General features: G+C 67.4%; 17 protein-coding genes and 1 pseudogene. All 18 read left to right on the plus strand.

The features are described from left to right. Positions 1–11 precede the first annotated feature (11 nt). Positions 12–497, plus strand: a complete 486-nt coding sequence (locus OIE68_RS16730) for a DUF3560 domain-containing protein (RefSeq protein ID WP_327100275.1) — start codon at positions 12–14, stop codon at positions 495–497. After that, on the plus strand, positions 494–1033 hold the full coding sequence (locus OIE68_RS16735; RefSeq protein ID WP_327100276.1) for a hypothetical protein: 540 nt from the start codon (positions 494–496) through the stop codon (positions 1031–1033). Before OIE68_RS16730 ends, OIE68_RS16735 begins: the two co-directional genes overlap by 4 nt. A gap of 79 nt (positions 1034–1112) precedes the next feature. Beyond that, positions 1113–1253 carry a hypothetical protein gene (locus OIE68_RS16740; RefSeq protein ID WP_327100277.1) on the plus strand — a complete coding sequence of 47 codons (141 nt, stop codon included), beginning with the start codon at positions 1113–1115 and terminating at the stop codon, positions 1251–1253. Then, on the plus strand, positions 1250–1531 hold the full coding sequence (locus OIE68_RS16745) for a hypothetical protein (RefSeq protein WP_327100278.1): 282 nt from the start codon (positions 1250–1252) through the stop codon (positions 1529–1531). Before OIE68_RS16740 ends, OIE68_RS16745 begins: the two co-directional genes overlap by 4 nt. 280 nt (positions 1532–1811) lie before the next feature. Then, positions 1812–1988, plus strand: coding sequence for a hypothetical protein (locus OIE68_RS16750; protein WP_327100279.1), 177 nt, complete (start codon positions 1812–1814; stop codon positions 1986–1988). A gap of 45 nt (positions 1989–2033) precedes the next feature. Next, on the plus strand, positions 2034–2261 hold the full coding sequence (locus OIE68_RS16755) for a hypothetical protein (protein ID WP_327100280.1): 228 nt from the start codon (positions 2034–2036) through the stop codon (positions 2259–2261). 74 nt (positions 2262–2335) lie between these two features. Further along, on the plus strand, positions 2336–3568 hold the full coding sequence (locus OIE68_RS16760; protein ID WP_327100281.1) for a hypothetical protein: 1233 nt from the start codon (positions 2336–2338) through the stop codon (positions 3566–3568). A 113-nt stretch (positions 3569–3681) separates the two neighbouring features. Then, entirely contained in the window at positions 3682–3897 is a 216-nt protein-coding gene (locus OIE68_RS16765; protein WP_327100282.1) for a hypothetical protein, read from the plus strand. 142 nt (positions 3898–4039) lie between these two features. Then, the gene (locus OIE68_RS16770) at positions 4040–5872 is read left to right on the plus strand and encodes a ParB/RepB/Spo0J family partition protein (protein ID WP_327100283.1); all 1833 of its coding nucleotides are present in this window, start codon (positions 4040–4042) and stop codon (positions 5870–5872) included. A gap of 109 nt (positions 5873–5981) precedes the next feature. Next, on the plus strand, positions 5982–6845 hold the full coding sequence (locus tag OIE68_RS16775; RefSeq protein WP_327100284.1) for a bifunctional DNA primase/polymerase: 864 nt from the start codon (positions 5982–5984) through the stop codon (positions 6843–6845). A gap of 31 nt (positions 6846–6876) precedes the next feature. Further along, complete coding sequence (locus OIE68_RS16780) at positions 6877–7146, plus strand: hypothetical protein (RefSeq protein ID WP_327100285.1); 270 nt, start codon at positions 6877–6879, stop codon at positions 7144–7146. A gap of 476 nt (positions 7147–7622) precedes the next feature. Beyond that, positions 7623–8843: a DUF4192 domain-containing protein gene (locus OIE68_RS16785; protein WP_327100286.1), complete on the plus strand. Its 1221-nt coding sequence runs from the start codon at positions 7623–7625 to the stop codon at positions 8841–8843. Then, complete coding sequence (locus OIE68_RS16790; protein ID WP_327100287.1) at positions 8843–9052, plus strand: hypothetical protein; 210 nt, start codon at positions 8843–8845, stop codon at positions 9050–9052. Before OIE68_RS16785 ends, OIE68_RS16790 begins: the two co-directional genes overlap by 1 nt. Before the next feature lie 101 nt (positions 9053–9153). Then, positions 9154–9709 (plus strand): annotated as a pseudogene (locus tag OIE68_RS16795) (single-stranded DNA-binding protein). A 106-nt stretch (positions 9710–9815) separates the two neighbouring features. Continuing rightward, positions 9816–10403: a hypothetical protein gene (locus OIE68_RS16800; protein ID WP_327100288.1), complete on the plus strand. Its 588-nt coding sequence runs from the start codon at positions 9816–9818 to the stop codon at positions 10401–10403. Positions 10404–10772: 369 nt separating this feature from the next. Then, complete coding sequence (locus OIE68_RS16805) at positions 10773–12347, plus strand: hypothetical protein (RefSeq protein ID WP_327100289.1); 1575 nt, start codon at positions 10773–10775, stop codon at positions 12345–12347. Positions 12348–12447: 100 nt separating this feature from the next. Continuing rightward, positions 12448–12834, plus strand: a complete 387-nt coding sequence (locus tag OIE68_RS16810; RefSeq protein WP_327100290.1) for a hypothetical protein — start codon at positions 12448–12450, stop codon at positions 12832–12834. A 333-nt stretch (positions 12835–13167) separates the two neighbouring features. Further along, positions 13168–19194 (plus strand): MobF family relaxase, encoded by a 6027-nt coding sequence (gene mobF / locus OIE68_RS16815; protein WP_327100291.1) that lies wholly within the window; start codon positions 13168–13170, stop codon positions 19192–19194. Positions 19195–19298: the final 104 nt, after the last annotated feature.

Here is a 19298-nt window from a genome sequence, read left to right on the forward strand (position 1 = left end):
AATTTCAGGCGTTGCCGCCGGGTGGTGAGCCGGTCAAGATCGGCCATCACTCCGAACGCCGTCACCGTCGCGCGATCGAGAAGACGTGGGATGCGTTGGGCCGGTCGGTGCAGGCGGGCCGGGACGCCGATCACGCGCATGATCGCGCCGACGCGGCGGCGCGAACCACCGATCACCGCTACGCCCCACGCACCGTGGCCAATCGTATCGAGGCCCTAGAGGCCGAGCAGCGCGGCGATCAACGCACCCTCGACGGTCACACCCGGGTGATTTCGAGAACCGCCGACGGTGAGGTCCAATACGGCGAAACCCACTCCCCCGCAACGGGTGAGTACCGGCAGCGAGTCCTGGACCGCATGGCGCAACGCCGCGATGAGATCACCTACTGGCATCAGCTCCGCGATCAACAGATCGCCGACGGCCTCACCCCCGGCTGGGGACCCGCGGATTTCAGCGTCGGTGACTTCGTCCGCGTCGGTGGCAGGTCACTCGCGTGAACACGAAATCGGTGTCGGTGGCCAACATTCCGCAACCGCGCACGCCGCTGCACACCATCCTCGACAAGCGGACCTGTCATCGTGAGGTCACCACCGACTACACCGTGCGCTACCACGAGATCACTGCTGTGATGACTGAACCCGAAGCCCGCGACCGGTTCCCGGATGTCTTCGAGGACTTCGACGCGAGCCCGTTGCCGCCGCGTCCGAAACGCTGTGGTGGGAAGACCAAACTCGGCCACCACCGCGGCCCGCAGTCCGATCGCTGGTACTGGGAAATCGACGGCCTCGAATACGCCGCAGTGTGGGCGCACCCCGACCGCTGGTATGCCACCCCACCAGAGCCGGTCACCGACCCGGGAGTGGTCCGGGTGAGCGCGCAGCGCCGCGAACCGTGCCGATTACGCGGTGAACCGATCGAGCTGCCGGTCACCGAGTTCCCGGTGTCCGGGCCGGTGTGCTGGCGCGAACAGGTCCACAACCAGGTCCGCGTCATCGTCGAGGCCCGCACCTACCTGCCCGCCGCCGCAGCCTGAAAACAAACTCTGTCACCGCCGCCCCGCACCCGCATGGGTGCGGGGCGGGCTCGTCGATCCCACGAAGGAGCTGCTCGCCATGTCCGCACACCAGCCGCCACGACCAGTGCCGCCGGAGTTCCTCGCCCAGCGGCGCACCACCCTGTCCTCGAACCCGAACTCCTGGCGGGCGTGGCTGAGCTGTGGCGAGGTCGCCGACGGACCCGGAGCAGACCGATGACCCGGGTGCCGGCGTTCGAGCAGTACACCGCCGCGATGCGGAACCGGAGCGCGGAGTTGTTGTGTTTCGAGGCCATCGGCTACGTGCGTGGCTGGTGCGACGCGCGTGGGGTCGGTGCTGGGGAGGCGATCGATTTCGGGCATGCCTTCGCCGTACTCGTCGCCGCGGGCGGTTCGCGCCCGAATATCGCCGACGCTTGGACCAACTGGTGCCACGGCCGCGACATCGGCGTCGGCCCCGAGTGCGAATGCACCCGGCCCTCAGCCCTCCACCCCTGAACCCGGCCTCGCTACCGCAGTCGTCACCACCGACTTCGCCGACACCACGAGTCGCGCGCCACCGCCGGTCGCGGGCAGCGATCACCCAGATCGAGCAGCCATTCTCCGGCCCCGTCCGGGCACCCAACTGAACACACCCCGTCATCGGGAGGAAACCCGGATTCGTCATGCCCGCTCCAGCATTCGCCGTCAGCGCCTACACCAACTCCACCGCTACGGATCCTCCTACACCCGGTCCTCCAGCAATGACGCACCCATCCGTGGGCAGGTGTCCGCCGGGATGAGCGAGCACCATCCGATGGTGGATGGCATCACCGAGGCCCGGCCGATGGTGGTGCTGCAGTTCTTCAGTCTGGTCGTCGAGGAGGAGCGCCTCGGCAATCCCCGCGTCACCGCCCGGTTCGAACCGGGCGCGGCGCTACCGCGCGGGTGTGTCTGGACGAACCCGGATATCTGAGCGTGCATCTGGGGTATCCGCTGGCCACTGCCGACGCGGACATCCGTGAAGCTGGTGTCCGACACCGTCACCAAGATCACCGGTGAATTCCTCACCGATGACCGCGCCGCCCGCTATCGGCACTGGGCCGCCGAGCAGCGCCGCCAGAACGCCGCCCGCGACCTGGAGGCCATTCAAGGCCTTGAGCAACTGGCATTTCGCCGCCACGCTACGGCCCGCGCGGAGGTCGACGCGTCGTGGGCGCTGGTGGCCGCACTGCGCCAGCAGCAGTAACCCGCACGGCGGCCCAGGCCTGCACTCACCTGCTCTGGAATCCGTATCTGTCTGTGCGAGAGGAGTTTTGACTTATGTCGATCGCTACCTGGGTGCGTCACGCCGAGTTGGGGGATCTGGTCGGGTTGCTGAATGCTCAGCATGCCGCGAAACTCGATGTCGTCGCCCCGGCATCGGCGTTGCGTGCCAGTGATGGTCTGCTGCAACTCTCCGGGGTCGAACCGGTCCTGGATGAGCGGGGTTTCACCCTCGTCGACGGCCTCTACCGGCCCACCGCCGCCGCCGACTCCCACCTCGGGTCCAAGCTCAAGATCCCCGTCGGGTATCTCAAGTGGTTGCGCGAGGAGTCCCGCACCGATCTCTACGACGCCAACATCAACGGCCTGCTGCATGGCTGCAACGCCCCGCGCCTGCCCAGCACCGGTGATGACCGGTCGTTTCTGCTACGGCTGTTCACCTCCGGTGTCCCCGACGAGCCCGGGATTCTGCGGGCAGTGTTGTCGGATCGCTACGGGATCATCGACAACCTCGACGTCCTCACCGCCGTCTTGGAAGGTATCCGCCAAGCGGATGCGGATGTGTCTGTGCGTTCGTGTGATCTGACCGAGTCCTCCATGCATTGCAAGGTGTACTCGCCGAAGGTGCGGGCGCTGGCACCGGGTTTCCTGGCGAATTATCGGACCCCGTTCGGCAATCCCGACCTCGAGGCCGAACGCCGCCGCGCCACAGGGGAACTGGCGCGGTGGCGCCCGGTCGCGGCCCGCGAAGGCCACGGCTATCGGCCCGGCAGCGAGCCGATCGTGTTCGCCGGGTTCCGGTTCTCCAACTCCGAGATCGGACACCACGCAGTCACATTGAAACCGGAACTGGTCGTCCAGATTTGCGGCAACGGACTCACCTTACCGATGTTCGCCTACACCAAACGCCATATCGGGGACCGCCTCGACGTAGGCGGAAGCTGGTCACAGGACACCTACCGCAAACGCCTCGCGGTGATCACCGCGGAAACCCGCGACAAGGTCGCCGAATGGCTGTCCCCCGAATTTCTGGCCGCCCGTGTCACCGAGTTGGAGCGGCACGCCGCGACTCCGGTCGCGCACCCCGAACGCACCATCGAAGTCGTGTCCAAGAAGTTGGGGTTCACCGACGACGAACGCAGCGGGATCCTCGACCATTTCATCGCCGGCGGTCAGCTCACCGCCGCCGGCATCGCCAACGCCGTCACCAGCTACTCCCAAACCATTCCCGATGCCGACCGCGCCGACACCCTGGACGACCTTGCCCTGCAAGCGATGTCCCTCGTCTGAACCACTAGCGCCACAGGCCCAGCACGCCCGGTCGGCCGGATCTAGTCGTTGTTTTCCCTCACCCATCCCCTGGGGCCCTTGGCGGCCCAAACCCACAAGGAGGTTGTTTCCGCATGCCCGAAACCATGACCCTCACCCGCACCGAGTTCGACAGTGCCGAACATTTCGGTATCGCCGGAACCGTCACCGCACTCGGTGAAACCACCGTCACCCGCTGGCGCGAGCAGCACCCGGACTGGAAAGCCAAGCATTGGCGCTACAGCGACCCCGACCAGCACGGCGCGCGGTTCCTGCACCCGATCAACGTCGCAGCCCGCACCAAGAACTAACCCTCGCAACCAAATCCACCGCACCGCCATGCCCTCGAGCGGCCCGCCACCAGTTCACACCTGTCATATCCGTTCTCAGGTAGGCACCGACCAGTCCAAAGCTGGCCGGTGCCTACCTGTTTCACGATAGGAGCCATATTCGATGTCGCACGACACCGACACACCCACCCCCGACACCATCGATACCGACACAACCATCACCATCGACGACACGGCACCCGACGCCAGTGACGTCGCCGCCGAGTCCGACAGCGCGGTCCCCGCCGCGCCGGGGGCGGGTCAGGGGCCGACGATGGATCCCGCCGAACTCCACATCGACGAAAACGTGCGCAAGACCTTCCGGCTCGAAGACCACCCCGATGTCACCGAATCCATCCGTGAGCACGGTGTGAAGAACCCGATCAAGGTGATCCGGATGCCCGACGGACGACATGTCGTGCGCGACGGGCAAGTCCGTACCCTGACCGCGCTGGCGTTCGAACAGTCCGAGGTGCCGGTGTGGGTCACCGACTTCGATACCTCGGTCGATGCCAACGAAGCAGAGATCGACCGGGTCCTCGAACAGATCTATGTCAACGACCGCCGCATCCCGCTCACCGACGGCGACCGTGCCGCCGGTATCGCGCTGGCCCTGGACCTCGGTGCCACCGTCACCCGGGTCGGCAAAGCCCTGCAGACCAAACGCGACGACGTCAAACGTGCGGGAAAGATCGGAACCTCCGCCACCGCACGCGGATTGGTCGACGAGGGCCAATACGACCTCGAACAGGCCGCTCTCATCGCCGAATACGACAACCTCGGCGACACCGACGCCGTCGAACGACTCACCCGCGCCAACCGCAACTGGTTCTCCTACGAAGCCAACCGAATCGCGCAAGACCGCACCCAAGCACGCGCCTACCTGGCCACGGCACTGCCCTACGCCGAGACCGGGATCGGGATCCTCACCGATTACCCCGCCGACGGACAATTCACCGACAACGGGCCGCTCGTGCTGGCAGCGGATCTGGTCGACGCCGACGGCACCGCGGTCGATACCGGTCATATCAATGCCAACCCCGGATTGTGGCTGGTGTGGTTGGAGATCAGCGAGGACATGGTGTGGGTCGAAGTCGACACCGGCGCCCTCGTCGACCCTGACACCGTGGACTGGGACACCCGCGAGCACCCCAATACCGAACCCGCCGAAGGGCGGCTGCGCCATGCCCGCGAGGTCGAGCAGCGCGAACAGGTACTCGCCGAATACTTCCTGCCGCGGGACCGGCTGGAGGCGGCCGGGCTGCGGGAGCGCGAGAGGGACACCGACACCAATGCCAGTGCCACTGCCGGTGCCGGTGCCGGTGCCGACGGCACCGACACCCGCGACGCCTGCCAGGACGAACAAGACGGCCACAATGGGGGCGACGAGCTCGCTACCGCGCGTCGCGCTGCGGCGGAAGCCGCCGCGCAGGCCCAGTCGGAGGCGCGGGAGCAGGAGCGGTTGGCCAGGCGGCGGGTCCGCGAGCTCAACAAGCAGGGGTTGGCGGCCAAGACCACCCGAACCGAGTTCGTGACGCGGCTGTTGACGCGCAAGACCCCACCGGCGCAGGCTCCGGTGTTCCTTGCCCAGGCGTTGGTCGCCGACAGTGGGCTACTGAGCGAGTACCACGCTTTCAGTACGGCCCTGGAACTGTTGGGCATCAAGGGTTTCCGCGCTCGTGACGAGGTGCTCGCCGACCTCGACACAGTGAAACCGGCCCGCGCCCAGGTGATCGTGCTCGCGCTCGTCCTCGGTGCCTACGAAAGCCGATGCGAGAAGACTCTGTGGCGCTACGCCGACCGCGGCGTGCGCCGCTACCTGAAATTCCTCAGCCAGCTCGGCCACTCGCTCGTGCCCGTCGAACTCGCCGCCCTCGGCGAGGTCAACTCCGACGACATCGACATCGACACCGCCGCAACCGAACCCGACGAGCCGCAGCAGGCCGACGCCGCCTGACCAACCTCCTCGGCCACCCCGGCATGCCGGTGCGCGCCTCGTTCATCACCGCGCGCGTACCGGCATGCCTGGGGTTGTCCTTCCTTCGAACATGTAGGAGGTCCATCCCGTGACCGCTGTCCTGGATCTGCGGGCGGTGGCGTTTGCTGCCGCCGCCCGCGGCTGGCCGGTGTTCCCGCTACGCCCGGGTGGGAAGAAGCCGGCGATCAAACGCTGGCCCGACCTGGCCAGCACCGACGACGATCTCATCCACCGCTGGTGGGGTTACAACCCGCGCTACAACGTCGCGATCCAGACCGGCCCGCCCAGTGGGCTGCACGTCATCGATCTCGATCCACGCCACATGAGCCCACCCGCTCACGACCTCACCGACGCCCTGGCCCGGCTCACTGACCATCTGCCCCAGCCCGCGCCACCGACGCTGACCATCGCCACCCCAGCTGGCTGGCACCTGTACTTCCGTGCCCCGAACGAGCCGATATTGCGGTGCACGGTGGCACGCATCGGCGACGGTATCGATTCCCGCGGGCACGGCGGCTACATCGTCGCCCCCGGATCCCGTACGCCCCACGGGGATTACACCGTTGCCGAGAACCGGCCGGTCGCCGATCTTCCCGGCATGCTGATCGCTCTACTCCTGCCGCCCCCGCCGCCTCCGCCACCGACCGGTGGCTGGAATAGGTCGGTGGCGGTCGCGCCGGATTCGTATCTGGCGGCGATCCTGGCCGGGGAAGCCGAGCGAGTCGCTCGCGCGCGGGTGCACCTGCGCAACCACACCCTGTTCCGGTCAGCGTTGGTCCTCGGTCGGCTGGTGGCCGCCGACGAAGTCAGCGAAAACGACGCCCGCACCGTCCTGTTCGATGCCGCCGCGGCCCACATCGGTGTCGAGGGATTCACCGCCGCCGAAGCGCACCGCACCGTCAGCAACGGATTCCGCTACAGCCGCGCACGCCCCCGACGGCTGCGCCACTAAATCCCCTGCCATCGGATCAGGAGGTCCCGCTGTGCCCGAGTATTACGTCCGCTGGGAGATCGACGTCAGCGCTGACGATCCGCTCTCGGCCGCGTTCGCGGCGTTCGACATCTATCGTGCGCCCGACTCGACAACCACTGTTTTCGACGTCATCGAACCCGACGGCCACACCTACCGCGTCGACCTCGACGATGCCCCGATCACAGCACACCTGATCAGGAAACGCCCGCACCAAGGACCGGTGGCGCAGCGTCTGGCCCCGATACTGCCCGCGCGGGCGCGCCGCTGGGCTACCGCCTAGTGCACTGCGGTGTCCACCGTCCCTGCAGCAGTACAGCTGATCACCCGAATCCCGCCACACCTCGAACTCGTCCACGCCCAGATAGGCGGGACGGCGGGCCCGCACGATGAACCCTCTGCGGTCGTCGTCGATCGCGATCGCCTCACCCTCGGCACGGCAAGGTCCGACGCCCTCCCTCGCCATGACCGGGCTTCCCACCTCACCGGGCATCGCCTGAGCGGGAACGACTTTCACTCCACCGCAACGCCCATTCCGCCTGGATAGGTGCGGGCCGCCCGCTGACCCTCACCACCGGTCGAGCCACACCCACCGGGCGCGTGCACCCCTGATCCGCCCCGCCGGGAGGCCACTGCTGCTCCTGCCGCGGCATCGACCCAACCGGTCGCATTCCTCGAGCCGAGAGGCCGGGCCCGGCACGGCCTACCCCCGGCGAATCGCACCTACCACCGACATCATTCCGAAGGAGACGAAAACCCATGCCCGACAACACCGACGACGCCGAGTGGCCAGCCAGCACCGATACGCACTCCGCCTCCGACCAGACCGACGAGAACCACACGGCCGCGGACAGATTGCATGTCGATGATCCCGGGCAATTGATTGTCGCGGTGCCCGCGATGGTCGGGTTCGTACCACAGCGGTCCCTGGTAGTCGCTGTCCTGCGGGATGCACCGAATCCGGGCCACAGTCCGATCATCGACGCGGTGCTGCGCTTCGATCTGCAACCCGACGGCGGCCCTCGGCGTGGTCTGGCCGCGGCATACGCACAGCCAGTGGCGCAGATCTGTGCCACAGAGGGGGCCTCGCAGGTGCTCGCGGTAATCGTCGATGATCGGGTGCGCGAACCACGTCCCACCCGCAGACACGGCGCGGTGAGTACCGGGCCGTGGGCCGCGCTCATCGCCGCGTTCGCGCGGCGGCTCGCACAGCAGGAGGTGTTCCTCGAGGGCGCGTGGGCCGTACGCGCGATCGAGGCGCAGCAGCGGTGGTGGAGCCTGCTGGAGGCGAATCGTCGTGGGGTACTGCCGGACCCGGCCGCATCGATGGTCACCTTGGCGCACGTGCTCAACGGACGCCCGATCCGCGGCGACCGCTCGGAGCTGACCGATCTGGTAACCCCCGATGGCGAACTGGTCCAGCAGGTGACGGCTCATCTCGACAGCGCCCACACTCTCGTGCACGAACGCTACGAGACGGCGGTCCGGCGTGGTGATCCCGACGGATATCACCGGCGCGCACTCGAACTCGTGTTGTGGCAGATCGCCGACACCGACTCCGGTGGGGCGCTCACCGCCCCGGCATGCGCAGAACTGGCCGCGGCACTGCGCGATCGGACCGTGCGCGACTCGCTGTTCGCCCTAGCCGTCGGCGAGCACGCCGCCGCCGCGGAAAACCTGTGGGCCACACTGACGCGAGCATTGCCGGGCAGCGACCGTGCCGATGCCGCAACACTTCTCGCCTACAGCGCCTACCTCCGCGGCGACGGCCCCCTCGCGGGCGTCGCCCTCCAGGCCGCCCTCGACGCCGACCCCACACACTCCATGGCGACCCTGCTGGCGACAGCGCTACACACCGGGATGCGCCCTGACATCCTGCGCCGGTTGGCCTGTCGCGGTCTGGGGATCGCCGCCGACCTCGGCATCGACCTCGGCACCGATCCGATGAGCTGTGCGGCTCCAGACCACACCGCACTGTAGTGATCGGTAGCGCCGCCGAGCTCGTGGCGTGGATCCGCGCGAACCTGCCCGCGCTGGATGAGGACCGGTTCGAACCCTGGCACACCGGATCCCCGGCACCCGGCGCGCTCACAGCGCGTATCGAGGTGCGCATTCACACACCCGCAGCCCGTGACCGCGTCACCAGCATCACCCTCACCGCCACACCCGTCGGCGACCTTCCCTCCTGATCACCGCCGTCGACGCCACGACCCGCACACATCCCTGACCCCCACACCGTGCGCCGTGGTCGCACACCACATCCCCCGCGAATAGTGAAGGAGCACCCCCCATGGCCGGAGACACCGTCATCACCGTGATAGGCAACTTGACCGCCGCCCCGGAACTTCGTTTCACCCCGAATGGTGTTGCGGTCGCCGATTTCACCGTCGCCTCCACACCACGCTACCCCGACCGCAACACCGGGGAGTGGAAAGACGGGGAGGCGTTGTTCCTGCGCTGCAACCTCTGGCGCGAGGCCGCGGAGAATGCCGCGGAGACGTTGATTAAGCTTGACCAGGGGCTCGCGTGTCATTGTGACTGGCCGTCTGAAGCAGCGCCGCTGGCAGACCCCCGACGGCCAGAACCGCACCGTCGTTGAGCTCGAAGTCGACGAGCTCGGCCCGTCATTGCGCTATGCCACGGCGAAAGTCAACCGAGTCAAACGTGGCACAGGCGGCGACAACGGCTTCGGACGCTCGGACGCTCGCCCGAATTCCGATGACCGGTCCGGCGAACTGGTCGGCGCAGCAGCCACCAGTCGCACCGGCGGGACCGACGATCCGTGGGCGGTGAACGGCGCGGGCTCCTTCGGCGGCGGCACCGGCAACGACGACCCCCAGTTCTGAATCTACCTCCTCAACACACGATGCCCGGCGGTAGCCGCCGGGCACCGTGTCGCCCGCCGAAACGAATCCCGCTCTATCCATTCCACTTTCGTGATCAGGAGCCGATGTGACTACCTCCTCTGCCTCCCGCACCGCGATCGCGGTGACCCCGTTGCTATCCGATATCGCTGCCCTCGCCGAGCTGATCGACACCGAACCGTATCGGGCGCGCCTGGAGTTCCGCCAAGCGCTCAACGACGTCACTGCCGAAGACTGGGCGTTTCTCGGACTCATCCACCGAGCCTTCGCCCACAGCCCGAAAACAGCGCTGGCACGGGTGGTCTCGATCGCACGCGCCCGCATCGGCGCGCCCGAGGTCGAAACCGGTGAGATCACCGACGGTGATACCGGCCTGTACGCGACCGCTGACGCCGTCGAGGTACCGATGGAAGTCGAACTCGCTCGGTGGACGCGGACCTCGGTCCGTGATCTCGCCGACGACCTTCGCCTGCACGCGATCCCGACCACAGCGACCGATGCGGCACGGACCGCGCCCGAGGCGATAGCGCGCCGCCGCGCCCGCCACACGCCCCGACCTATCGGGACCGTGATGCTGCGCCACCGCGCCCGCGACGAACGCAGCGCCGCACGCCGCCGCCGCGGCGAAGCAGACGCCGATGCCTACTTCGCGGACCGTCCGCTGTTGGTGGCCTGACCCCGGTCTCACGAAGGAAGAACACAAGAGGGTCAGGTGGGGTGTCCGGGGTGTTCGTCTGGTCGAGCGCCCCGCCTGACTGAAGGGCTACCAGGGTGGCGTCCGCCGCGCCTGCGTGCCCGCGCCCGTGCGTGCACGAATTTCCCTCCGGCGCGACGCCCAGCGGTTCGGGTGTGGGTTGGGTTGTGTGCGCGGGAAATTCGCGCCCACCCAATTTTGGCGCGTTCCCTCCGCCGCGTCGCACGCCACGCTGGTCGATCGCCCTTCAGGCGGGTCACCCGACCAGCCGCCCACCCCTCGTGTTGCGAAAAAGCGCACGCGATCTCCCGGGGTGGGTTTCCTTTTTCCTCGCGAGACAGGACATTCGTCATGCCCAGTGCTTTCCTCGATGCTCTGTTCCACCTGGACCGGCTCTTCCACGTCGACAGCCCGCGCCTCGCGCGCGAGATGTTCCCCGACGTGCTCGCTCTCGCCACCGCCGAGGAACGTGCGTTCCTCGACGAGCTCACCGACACCTTCACCCGCTACCCGTTCCAGACCGCGCACAAACGGCTCGACGCGATGTGGAAGACAGCCGACGCCGAACGCCGGGAGCTGATCAACCTCTGCGCCCCCGACACCGACCCCGGCCTGCACACCCGGCAGCTGCCCGAGATCGTCGAGGTCTCCTACACCGCCGCCGAACTCCCACCGATGCCGGTGCGTGAGCGCTACCGGCCGCTGATCACCCACCGCGTCCCAGCGCGAGCCACCGACTCCGCCCGCCTCGCCCCCGACAAGGTCGCCGCGCGCACGCAGGCCCGCCCGGTTCCGACGCTGAGTATTCCTGGGGATCACCGTGCCCACCTGCTGCCGTATGCGATCGCGACCGAGGCGATGATCACCGGGTACGTGACCGGCAGCATGTTCACCGACGGCACCACCATCCCCGACCCCGACGCCGCGCCCGAACCGCCGCAGCGCCCGATCGAGGTTCCGGTACCCGATCCCGACTCCGAAGAGGAACGCGCGAAGCGCCAGCGCCGTCGCCATGCCCGCGACCACGCCGAAGCCACCGAACTCTGGGACCGCGTCTACCTCAACTACGTTGCGGGCCAGTACGACACCGAGCACCGCGCCGCCTGGAAGGACCGCCGCGACGGCGAGCACACCGACCAGACGTTGGACGAACGCACCAGCGACTACTTCGACAGCCACGACGACACCGCGCCGCGGGGTCCGCGTTCGCGCCGACGCGGTCACGGCGGTGCGCCCCGGCGGGGCGGTCGGATCACCGAGGACGAGGCGAAGGCGTTCGCCGATGCCCGCACCGGGTTGCGGGTGCGTGACGACGCACGACCGGAGATCCCGATCCAGGGCAACGGCCTGGACTACGACGACGCCGCGATGGTCCCGGTCATGGGATGGCGGTGCGTGTCCTGCTTCATCGAACGCCCCATGACCGACCAGCGCCCCATCCACATCCGCGACGGACAGCTGGTCTCCGATGACGGGCTCTGCGATTCCTGCCGCGCCGACGGACATCCTGGGGTCCCGCCGCTGCCCAAGGAGTTCACCACCGCGGACTTCGTGATCTCTCGTTGTGAATTCCTCGCCGCCACCTACCCTGCCGCCGCGCACGCCCTGATCGTCGAAGTCTGGCACCGGGCGGCACCGCACCCGATCTGCCGCCACATCACCCGCTTCCTCGCCACCCATCCCGAGCTGACCCCGAACCCGGCCAAGCCGCTCCAGCTCGCCAGCGAGGTTGCCGCCACCGATGCAGCACCGCGTCCCCGCGCCACCGGGCGGAAGGGGCGGGTGAGGTTGGGCGCCGATCAGCGTCACGGCCGCTGCGATGGCTGCACCCGCCACGCCGTCATCCACGCCGACAACTACTGCCTCACCTGCCGCATCGACCTCGGCCTCACCCCCGCCCGCCCCCGTCAGTCGCAGGCGGCCTGACCCGACATCCAGCTGCCTCCCCTTGATCGCCGGTCCGCCGTGGCTGCCTCGCGCCCACGGCGGACCGGTCCACCACCCCAACATCTCAGGAGCCCACCTGATGCACCGATACCCGACCGGGCTACGCCGCCTCACCCGAATGCTGCACCGCGCGGTCACACCACACCGGCGCACCGTCACCGTGCGCGTGTTCCTCAACCACGCCCCGCACTCCCTGCTGCACGGCTACACCCCCTCCGCGCCGCTGGCCCTCGCCTACGAGTACGCCATCTCGACCGAAGGTCCCGCGGCCGACGCGGTGATCCTCGAGCGCGCCTTCGCCGCGTTCAACGGCCACCCCGAGCACCCCGACGACCACGCCCACGCCGACGCGTGGACCGACAAACGACTGCGGTCGCTGTCGGTCGGCGACGTCGTCGCCATCGACGACCGCCACTACGCCTGCGAGTCCGCCGGGCGGACGCGCATCACCGCACCACTCACCTGAGCGCTCGCACCGCCGACGGCCAAGGGCCGGGACCACGCACATGGATCCGGCCCCACTCACCAGCCCCCTCGCGACCACCATGTCTCCTCACTCTTCACCCCACCGCTTCTCCACGCATCACTCTCATCCACCCACCCGCATACCTCACTCACCTCCTATACACTTCTTCTTCTACTACTCACCTACTCCTCCCTCTTTATCTCTTTCTCACAAGCAAACCTCTTTCATCCAGGGTAACGATTTGGTAACGACCTGGGGATTTGCTTAATTTGACTAAAAAATAGTCAAATCCAACCCATTGCGGTAATCGCCTGATTCGTGCCTGATGGATATATGACCGCGACAATTCATAAAGTCGTGGCAGGCAATGGCTATCAGTATTACCTGCGTAATGTCGCCGCGAACGATGATCCCGCTCGCGGCCGGTCCAGCCTGGCCGACTACTACTCCGCTCACGGGGAGGCACCAGGGCGCTGGCACGGCACCGGCCTGGGGTCTCTGGGCATCACCACAGGCGATGAAGTCACCGAGGAGCAGATGAAATCGCTGTTCGGTTTGGGTCGTCATCCCAACGCCGACGTGATCGAAACCTCGGTCTATGACGAACAGATCCGCCTCGGCGCGAAACACAAAGATGCTGCCCGCGCCGCCGATAAAGCCTCTCGTCTGGGTAACCCGTTTCGTGTTTATGCCGAGGTTTCCGAGTTCCGGAAACGGTGCGCGCAGGCATTCGAGCAACACAATATTGTGCGCGGTTCAGACCCGCACGACGCCATTCCCGACACTGAACGGGCGCGGATTCGCACCACTGTCGCGACACAAATGTTCACCGAAACATACGACCGTGCGCCATTGAATGAGCGTGAATTGTCGGGGTGGGTGGCACAGAACTCTCGCCCGAACACGACCGCGGTCGCCGGTTTCGACATCACGTTCTCGCCGGTGAAGTCGGTGTCGGTGCTGTGGGCTCTGGCGCCGCGCGCGGTCGCGGAGAAGATCGAGGCCGCACACCAGGCCGCGATCGGTGACGCACTCGCTTGGCTCGAGCAGCATGCGGTGTTCACCCGGTTGGGGCGCAACGGGATCCGGCAGGTCGATGTCGAGGGCATCGTCGCGGCTGCATTCACCCACCGCGACAGCCGCGCCGGGGACCCGGACCTGCACACCCACGTCCTGATCGCCAACCGGGTCCGCGCCCTGGACGGGCGTTGGCGCACCCTCTACGGTGGCGCGATCTACCAGGCGGTGGTCACCGTGTCCGAGATCTACAACACCCGCCTGGAGCACCACCTCGAAGATCTCGTCGGTGTGGAGTTCACCGAACGCGCCGGAACCGATCCCACCAAACGGCCGATCCGCGAAATCGTCGGCATCCCACCCCGGTTGATCGAGGCGTGGTCACGGCGCGAAGCCGCGATCAAAGTGCGTTTGGGCGAGCTCACCGCCGACTTCCAACACCAGTTCGGCCGCGAACCCGTCCCCGGCGAAATCTATGACCTCGCCCAGCGCGCCACCCTGGAAACCCGCCCCGCCAAACACCACCTACGCTCACTGGCCGAACAACGCACCAGCTGGCGGGCCGAAGCCGTCGCGCTGCTCGGCGGCCGGGAAACGCTGTCGCGGATAGTCGTGGCGGCGTTGAATCCGATTCGTGCGCCGCGTGTTCCGGTGTCGGCGCAGTGGATCGCGCACACCGCCGAGCGCGTGCTGGAGGTGGTGGCGGAGCATCGAGCGACCTGGCGGCCCAACAATGTGCGCGCCGAAGTCGAGCGGCAGATCCGCGGCCGCATCCGAGGCCAGGATTGGCAACAGGCCACCGAAGCCGTCTTGACCGAGGCACTCTCACCGGCACAGTCGATCGGACGCGGCGACCCCGATATCGCGGACGTACCCGAATTGCGTACGGTGCCTGAGCTGTTGCGTCGTCGCGACGGCTCCAGCGTCTATACGGCCGCAGGCTCGCAGCTGTATACCTCGGCGCACACGTTGTCGGTGGAAAAGCAGCTGATCGAGCTGTCGGTGCAGTCCGGCGCCCGCCAACTCACCCCCGATACCGTGGCTGCGGCGGTGCGCGACTACAACACGCTGCACCCGGATAGGCCGTTGAATGCCGGGCAGGTCAGTGTGATCGAAGGATTCGCGACCTCGGGATTACGAGTGCATACCGCCAACGCCCCCGCCGGATCGGGCAAGACGACCGCGATGGCTGTGCTCACCGACGCCTGGCACACCAGCGGCGGGCAAGTCCTCGGTCTGGCACCCACCGCGTCAGCCGCCGCGGTGCTCGGGGAATCGATCGGCGCCCGGGTCGAGACCGTCGACAAGGTCCTCGACGTGTTATCGCGTCACACACCGCGCCCGGACAACCCGGCTTTGGACCGCGATGTCCCGCCGCCGCTGCCGCAATGGGTGCTGCAAATCGACTCCGACACGTTGGTCATCGTCGACGAGCACGTCAAACTCGGCAACCTCAAACGGCTTCGGCTGCTGCGGTTTCTGGCTTCTCGTGGTGCGACGGTCCGCTGTATCGGCGACGATCAGCAACTGCCCGCGATCGAGGCCGGCGGCGCGGACGCGGACATGAACGCTGCCGCTCCCGAGCACACCCTGACCCTGACCCACGTCGTGCGGTTCGCCTCGACGGCCGAGGCGACGGCCAGTTTGCAGTTGCGCGAAGGCGATCCGGCCGCTCTGGGCTGGTATCTCGACAATGCTCGCGTGCACGCGGGCCACCTGGGTGCGACCCAGGATGACACCTACACCGCCTGGGCTGCTGACCATCTCGCGGGCCGCGAGGCGATCATGCTGGCCGCAAACCACGAGGTGGTCAAAGCGCTCAACGCTCGCGCCCGCACCGATCGCATCACCCGCAGCGGCGGCACCGTAGGCGCGGAATGTGTGCTCGCCGACGGCTTGGTTGCGTCGGTCGGTGACACGATCCGCACCCGCCGCAACAATCCACGCCTACGTTTGGGCGCACACGACTGGGTGCGCAACGGTTACACCTGGACCGTCACCGCCGTTCACGACGACGGCAGCCTGACCGCAACGCATCTACGTTCCGGGGAAAAACGCGGTGCGAGTGTGCGGCTTCCCGCCGACTATGTGACCGCGCATGTGCGCCTCGGGTACGCCACAACGATCGATTCCGCGCAGGGAATCACCGCCGATACCTGTCACATCGCGCTCACCGGAGGTGAATCCCGGCAGCAGCTTTACGTCGCACTCACTCGCGGTGTGTACGCGAACCACGCCTACATTCCGACCGCGTTGGACGGCAGTGAGGGCTCGTTCTGGAGTGAACCGGCGGTGTTTCCGCGCACCGCCGTCGAAGTTTTGCTGCGCATCCTGGGCCGCGACGGCGCACAAAAATCGGCACACACCCAACTACGCGACGCGCTCGACCCGCGGATCCGGATCGGGCGCGCCCTCGATATCTACCTCGACGCGCTCGGTGTCGCCGCCGAAAATGCCCTCGGCACTGAGCGTCTAGATCGTCTGGACGCCGCCGCGGAAGCTCTGCGCCCGCACCTCACCGACAGCCCCGCCTACCCTGTTTTGCGTCAGCATCTGGCGATGATCGCGCTGTCCGGGCACGACCCGATCGAGGCCCTGCACACCGCCGCACGTCTGCGGGAACTCGACACCGCCGATGATGTTGCCGCGGTGTTGGATTGGCGTCTGGACCCCTCCGGCGCGCATTCCACCGGCGCCGGACCGCTGCCGTGGGCACAAGGAATCCCGCGCGGTCTGCGCGAGGATCTCGACTCCACACAAGTCACCCCGCGTGCCCGCATCGTCGGCGACCTCGCGTCCCAGATCCGCCGCGACAGCCATCAGTGGACTCCGGTCACAGCGCCGCACTGGGCCCGACCGCTCGTCGGCACCGATCCGGAGCTGCTCGGCGACCTCGCGGTCTGGCGCGCCAGCCTGCACATCGACGACCGCGACATGCGCCCCACCGGAGCACCCCGCTACGGCGCGCTCGAACGTGAACACCAACAACTCCTCGACGCCCGCGTCACTGACGCGCTCGGCGATATCGGTCTGCCGGTGAACAAGTGGGCCGCCACCGTGCAGCGGTTGGAGGCCCGCGTCGTGACCGACCCGTATTGGCCCGTTCTCGCGGACAAGATCGAAGTCGCCTCCCGCGCGGGAATCGACATCGAAACCCGGCTCACCGACGCCTCGGCGCTGCGGCCGCTGCCCGATCAGATGCCCGCCGCCGCGCTGTGGTCGCGCCTGGAGTTGGAACCCTCCGCACTCGACACCGGCCGCGGACACCGCAACCTGCGCCCGGACTGGATCACCGATCTGCGCGCTGTTCTCGGTGACGAGGCCGCCGACCGGGTCACCGCCGACCCGGCATGGCCGCGTGTGGTCGCTGCGATCGACCGCGCGACCGGCACCGACTGGACGCCCCAGCAACTACTCGCCACCGCGCACGAACTGCTCCTCGCCGCCCAACCCGACGACACCCCCGGCTTACGCCCCGACCAACTCGCCAGCGCGCTGGCCTGGCGCATCGACGCACTCCTGCACCACACACCCACCCCACACACCAACGCTCCCACCGCCGACGCGCCTGGTCGCGCGGATTCGCCCGAGTCCACCACGCCCCCTGTTGCACCACCGCAACCCGAATACAACCAGGAAGGCCGCCAGACAATGCCCCCCGAACCCGTGTCACTACCGGCCTCCGAGGTAGACATCGGAACTGAAACCGACGCCGCTGAGTTCCCCGAACGTATTCGCGAGGTGGCCGAACTGTTCCGCACCGGCCAGATCGCTGTCGGCGTCGATGCGTTCGGCGAGCTCGCCGATATCGCTACCGATGAACAACACACCGTCCTCGCTGACATCGCAGAAACTCTGTACCGCAATGCCTTTCCCGTCGCTCGCGCACGGTTGCGGTGGGCTGCCGAGCGTCTCCCTGAGCATCGGGCACTCATCGAGGCATGCACACCGACCAGCGACCCGCACGTCTACCAAACCCCCACCCGCCCAGCCGAACCCGGCTACCAGCGCGACCGACACCGCGAAGTCGCCCGCGACCACCCTGACCACATCAACCCCAATGCACGCCGCGAACAACTCACCGACGCACAGATCGCTGCCCGCCAAGCCGACCAGGGCTACCACGACACCCGCGCCGACATCGACGACCAGCCCCACGACAACGTAGTTCCGGATGGAGTTCTGCATCACTACTACCGCGAGGTGTTACCCGATGCGCGCCCGAAGCACCGCCCACTCGATTACGACCGCGCCGCCCTTCCCGACACGCGCGGATTGGGCTGTGTCGCCTGTGGTCTGGAACGCACCCGCACCGACGCCTCCCCGGTGCCGCCGCGCCGTGCCGACGACGGGCTATGCGGCGAATGCCGCGACCGCAATCAGCACGGCATCCCCGACCACGATCCCGCCGACCACATCGCCGCACGCTGCGCCCACATCGCCGCCACCAAACCCCCCGCCGCCGCGCGCGCGATGCTGCGCCGCGACTGGCGTGCCAGCCCCAACCCAGCCCACCGGGCCGCGATCGAAGCCTGGCTCCACGACCACCCACTCCCGAACACCACCCAGCCATCGCGACGCACCGACCCAGCCACCGCCGACCCAGTGCTGGACAATCCGCTCTACCTGCTCACCGACACTCAACTCGACGAGCACATCGCCCAACTACACCAACGCCTCGCCCTCGCCGACACCGACACCATCCTGTTCAACCCACCCCAGCACCCACCCGATAATCAGCCAGACCCAGACGATCTCGCCCGCCGCCACACCGCAGCACAACAGGCGATCCGCGACGCCCACACCGCCGACCAGCAACTCCACACCGCCGCCAAAGCGTTCCACGCCGTCGCGACCGAACTCCACCAAGCCCGCACCGATCTCGACGCCACACCCACCTACCGACGCGGCCAACGCCGCACACTCCCGGCCCTCATCGACACCCTGATCGCCGAACAAACTACACGCAGCCGCGAACACAGCACCGCACGAGCCGCCGCACGCCAGGCAAAACGTGACGCCATCCTGCTCGCCGGCACCCCCGACGGCTGGGACAAACTCCTGAACACCGCCCCTGAACACACACCAGACACCGACCAACACCACACCGAAGCAGGAACCGACACCGGCGAGGAAGTCCGGACCCGCATCGCCGACATCAACCAACAACTCGAGGAATACCGCGCCGAACAACACCGCCGCCGCAACCTCACAGAGACCCAGCTAGCGCACGAACAACACCATCGACAGCACGCCGAACCGGCAGACGAATTCGGCTATGAGATCAGCACCGACCACGCCGAGGCTGTCAATTACCTTCCATACGATGACCTCGGACTGTAGGCAGATTCTGTTGATGCAGTGAAAGGTGACGCAGAATGCCAGGATTTGTGTCAGCAATGTCAGCATCTCGCGGCGCTGCTGTCGGCATCTATGACACTAAACCT

The organism is Nocardia vinacea, from assembly GCF_035920345.1.
Classification (GTDB): domain Bacteria; phylum Actinomycetota; class Actinomycetes; order Mycobacteriales; family Mycobacteriaceae; genus Nocardia; species Nocardia vinacea_A.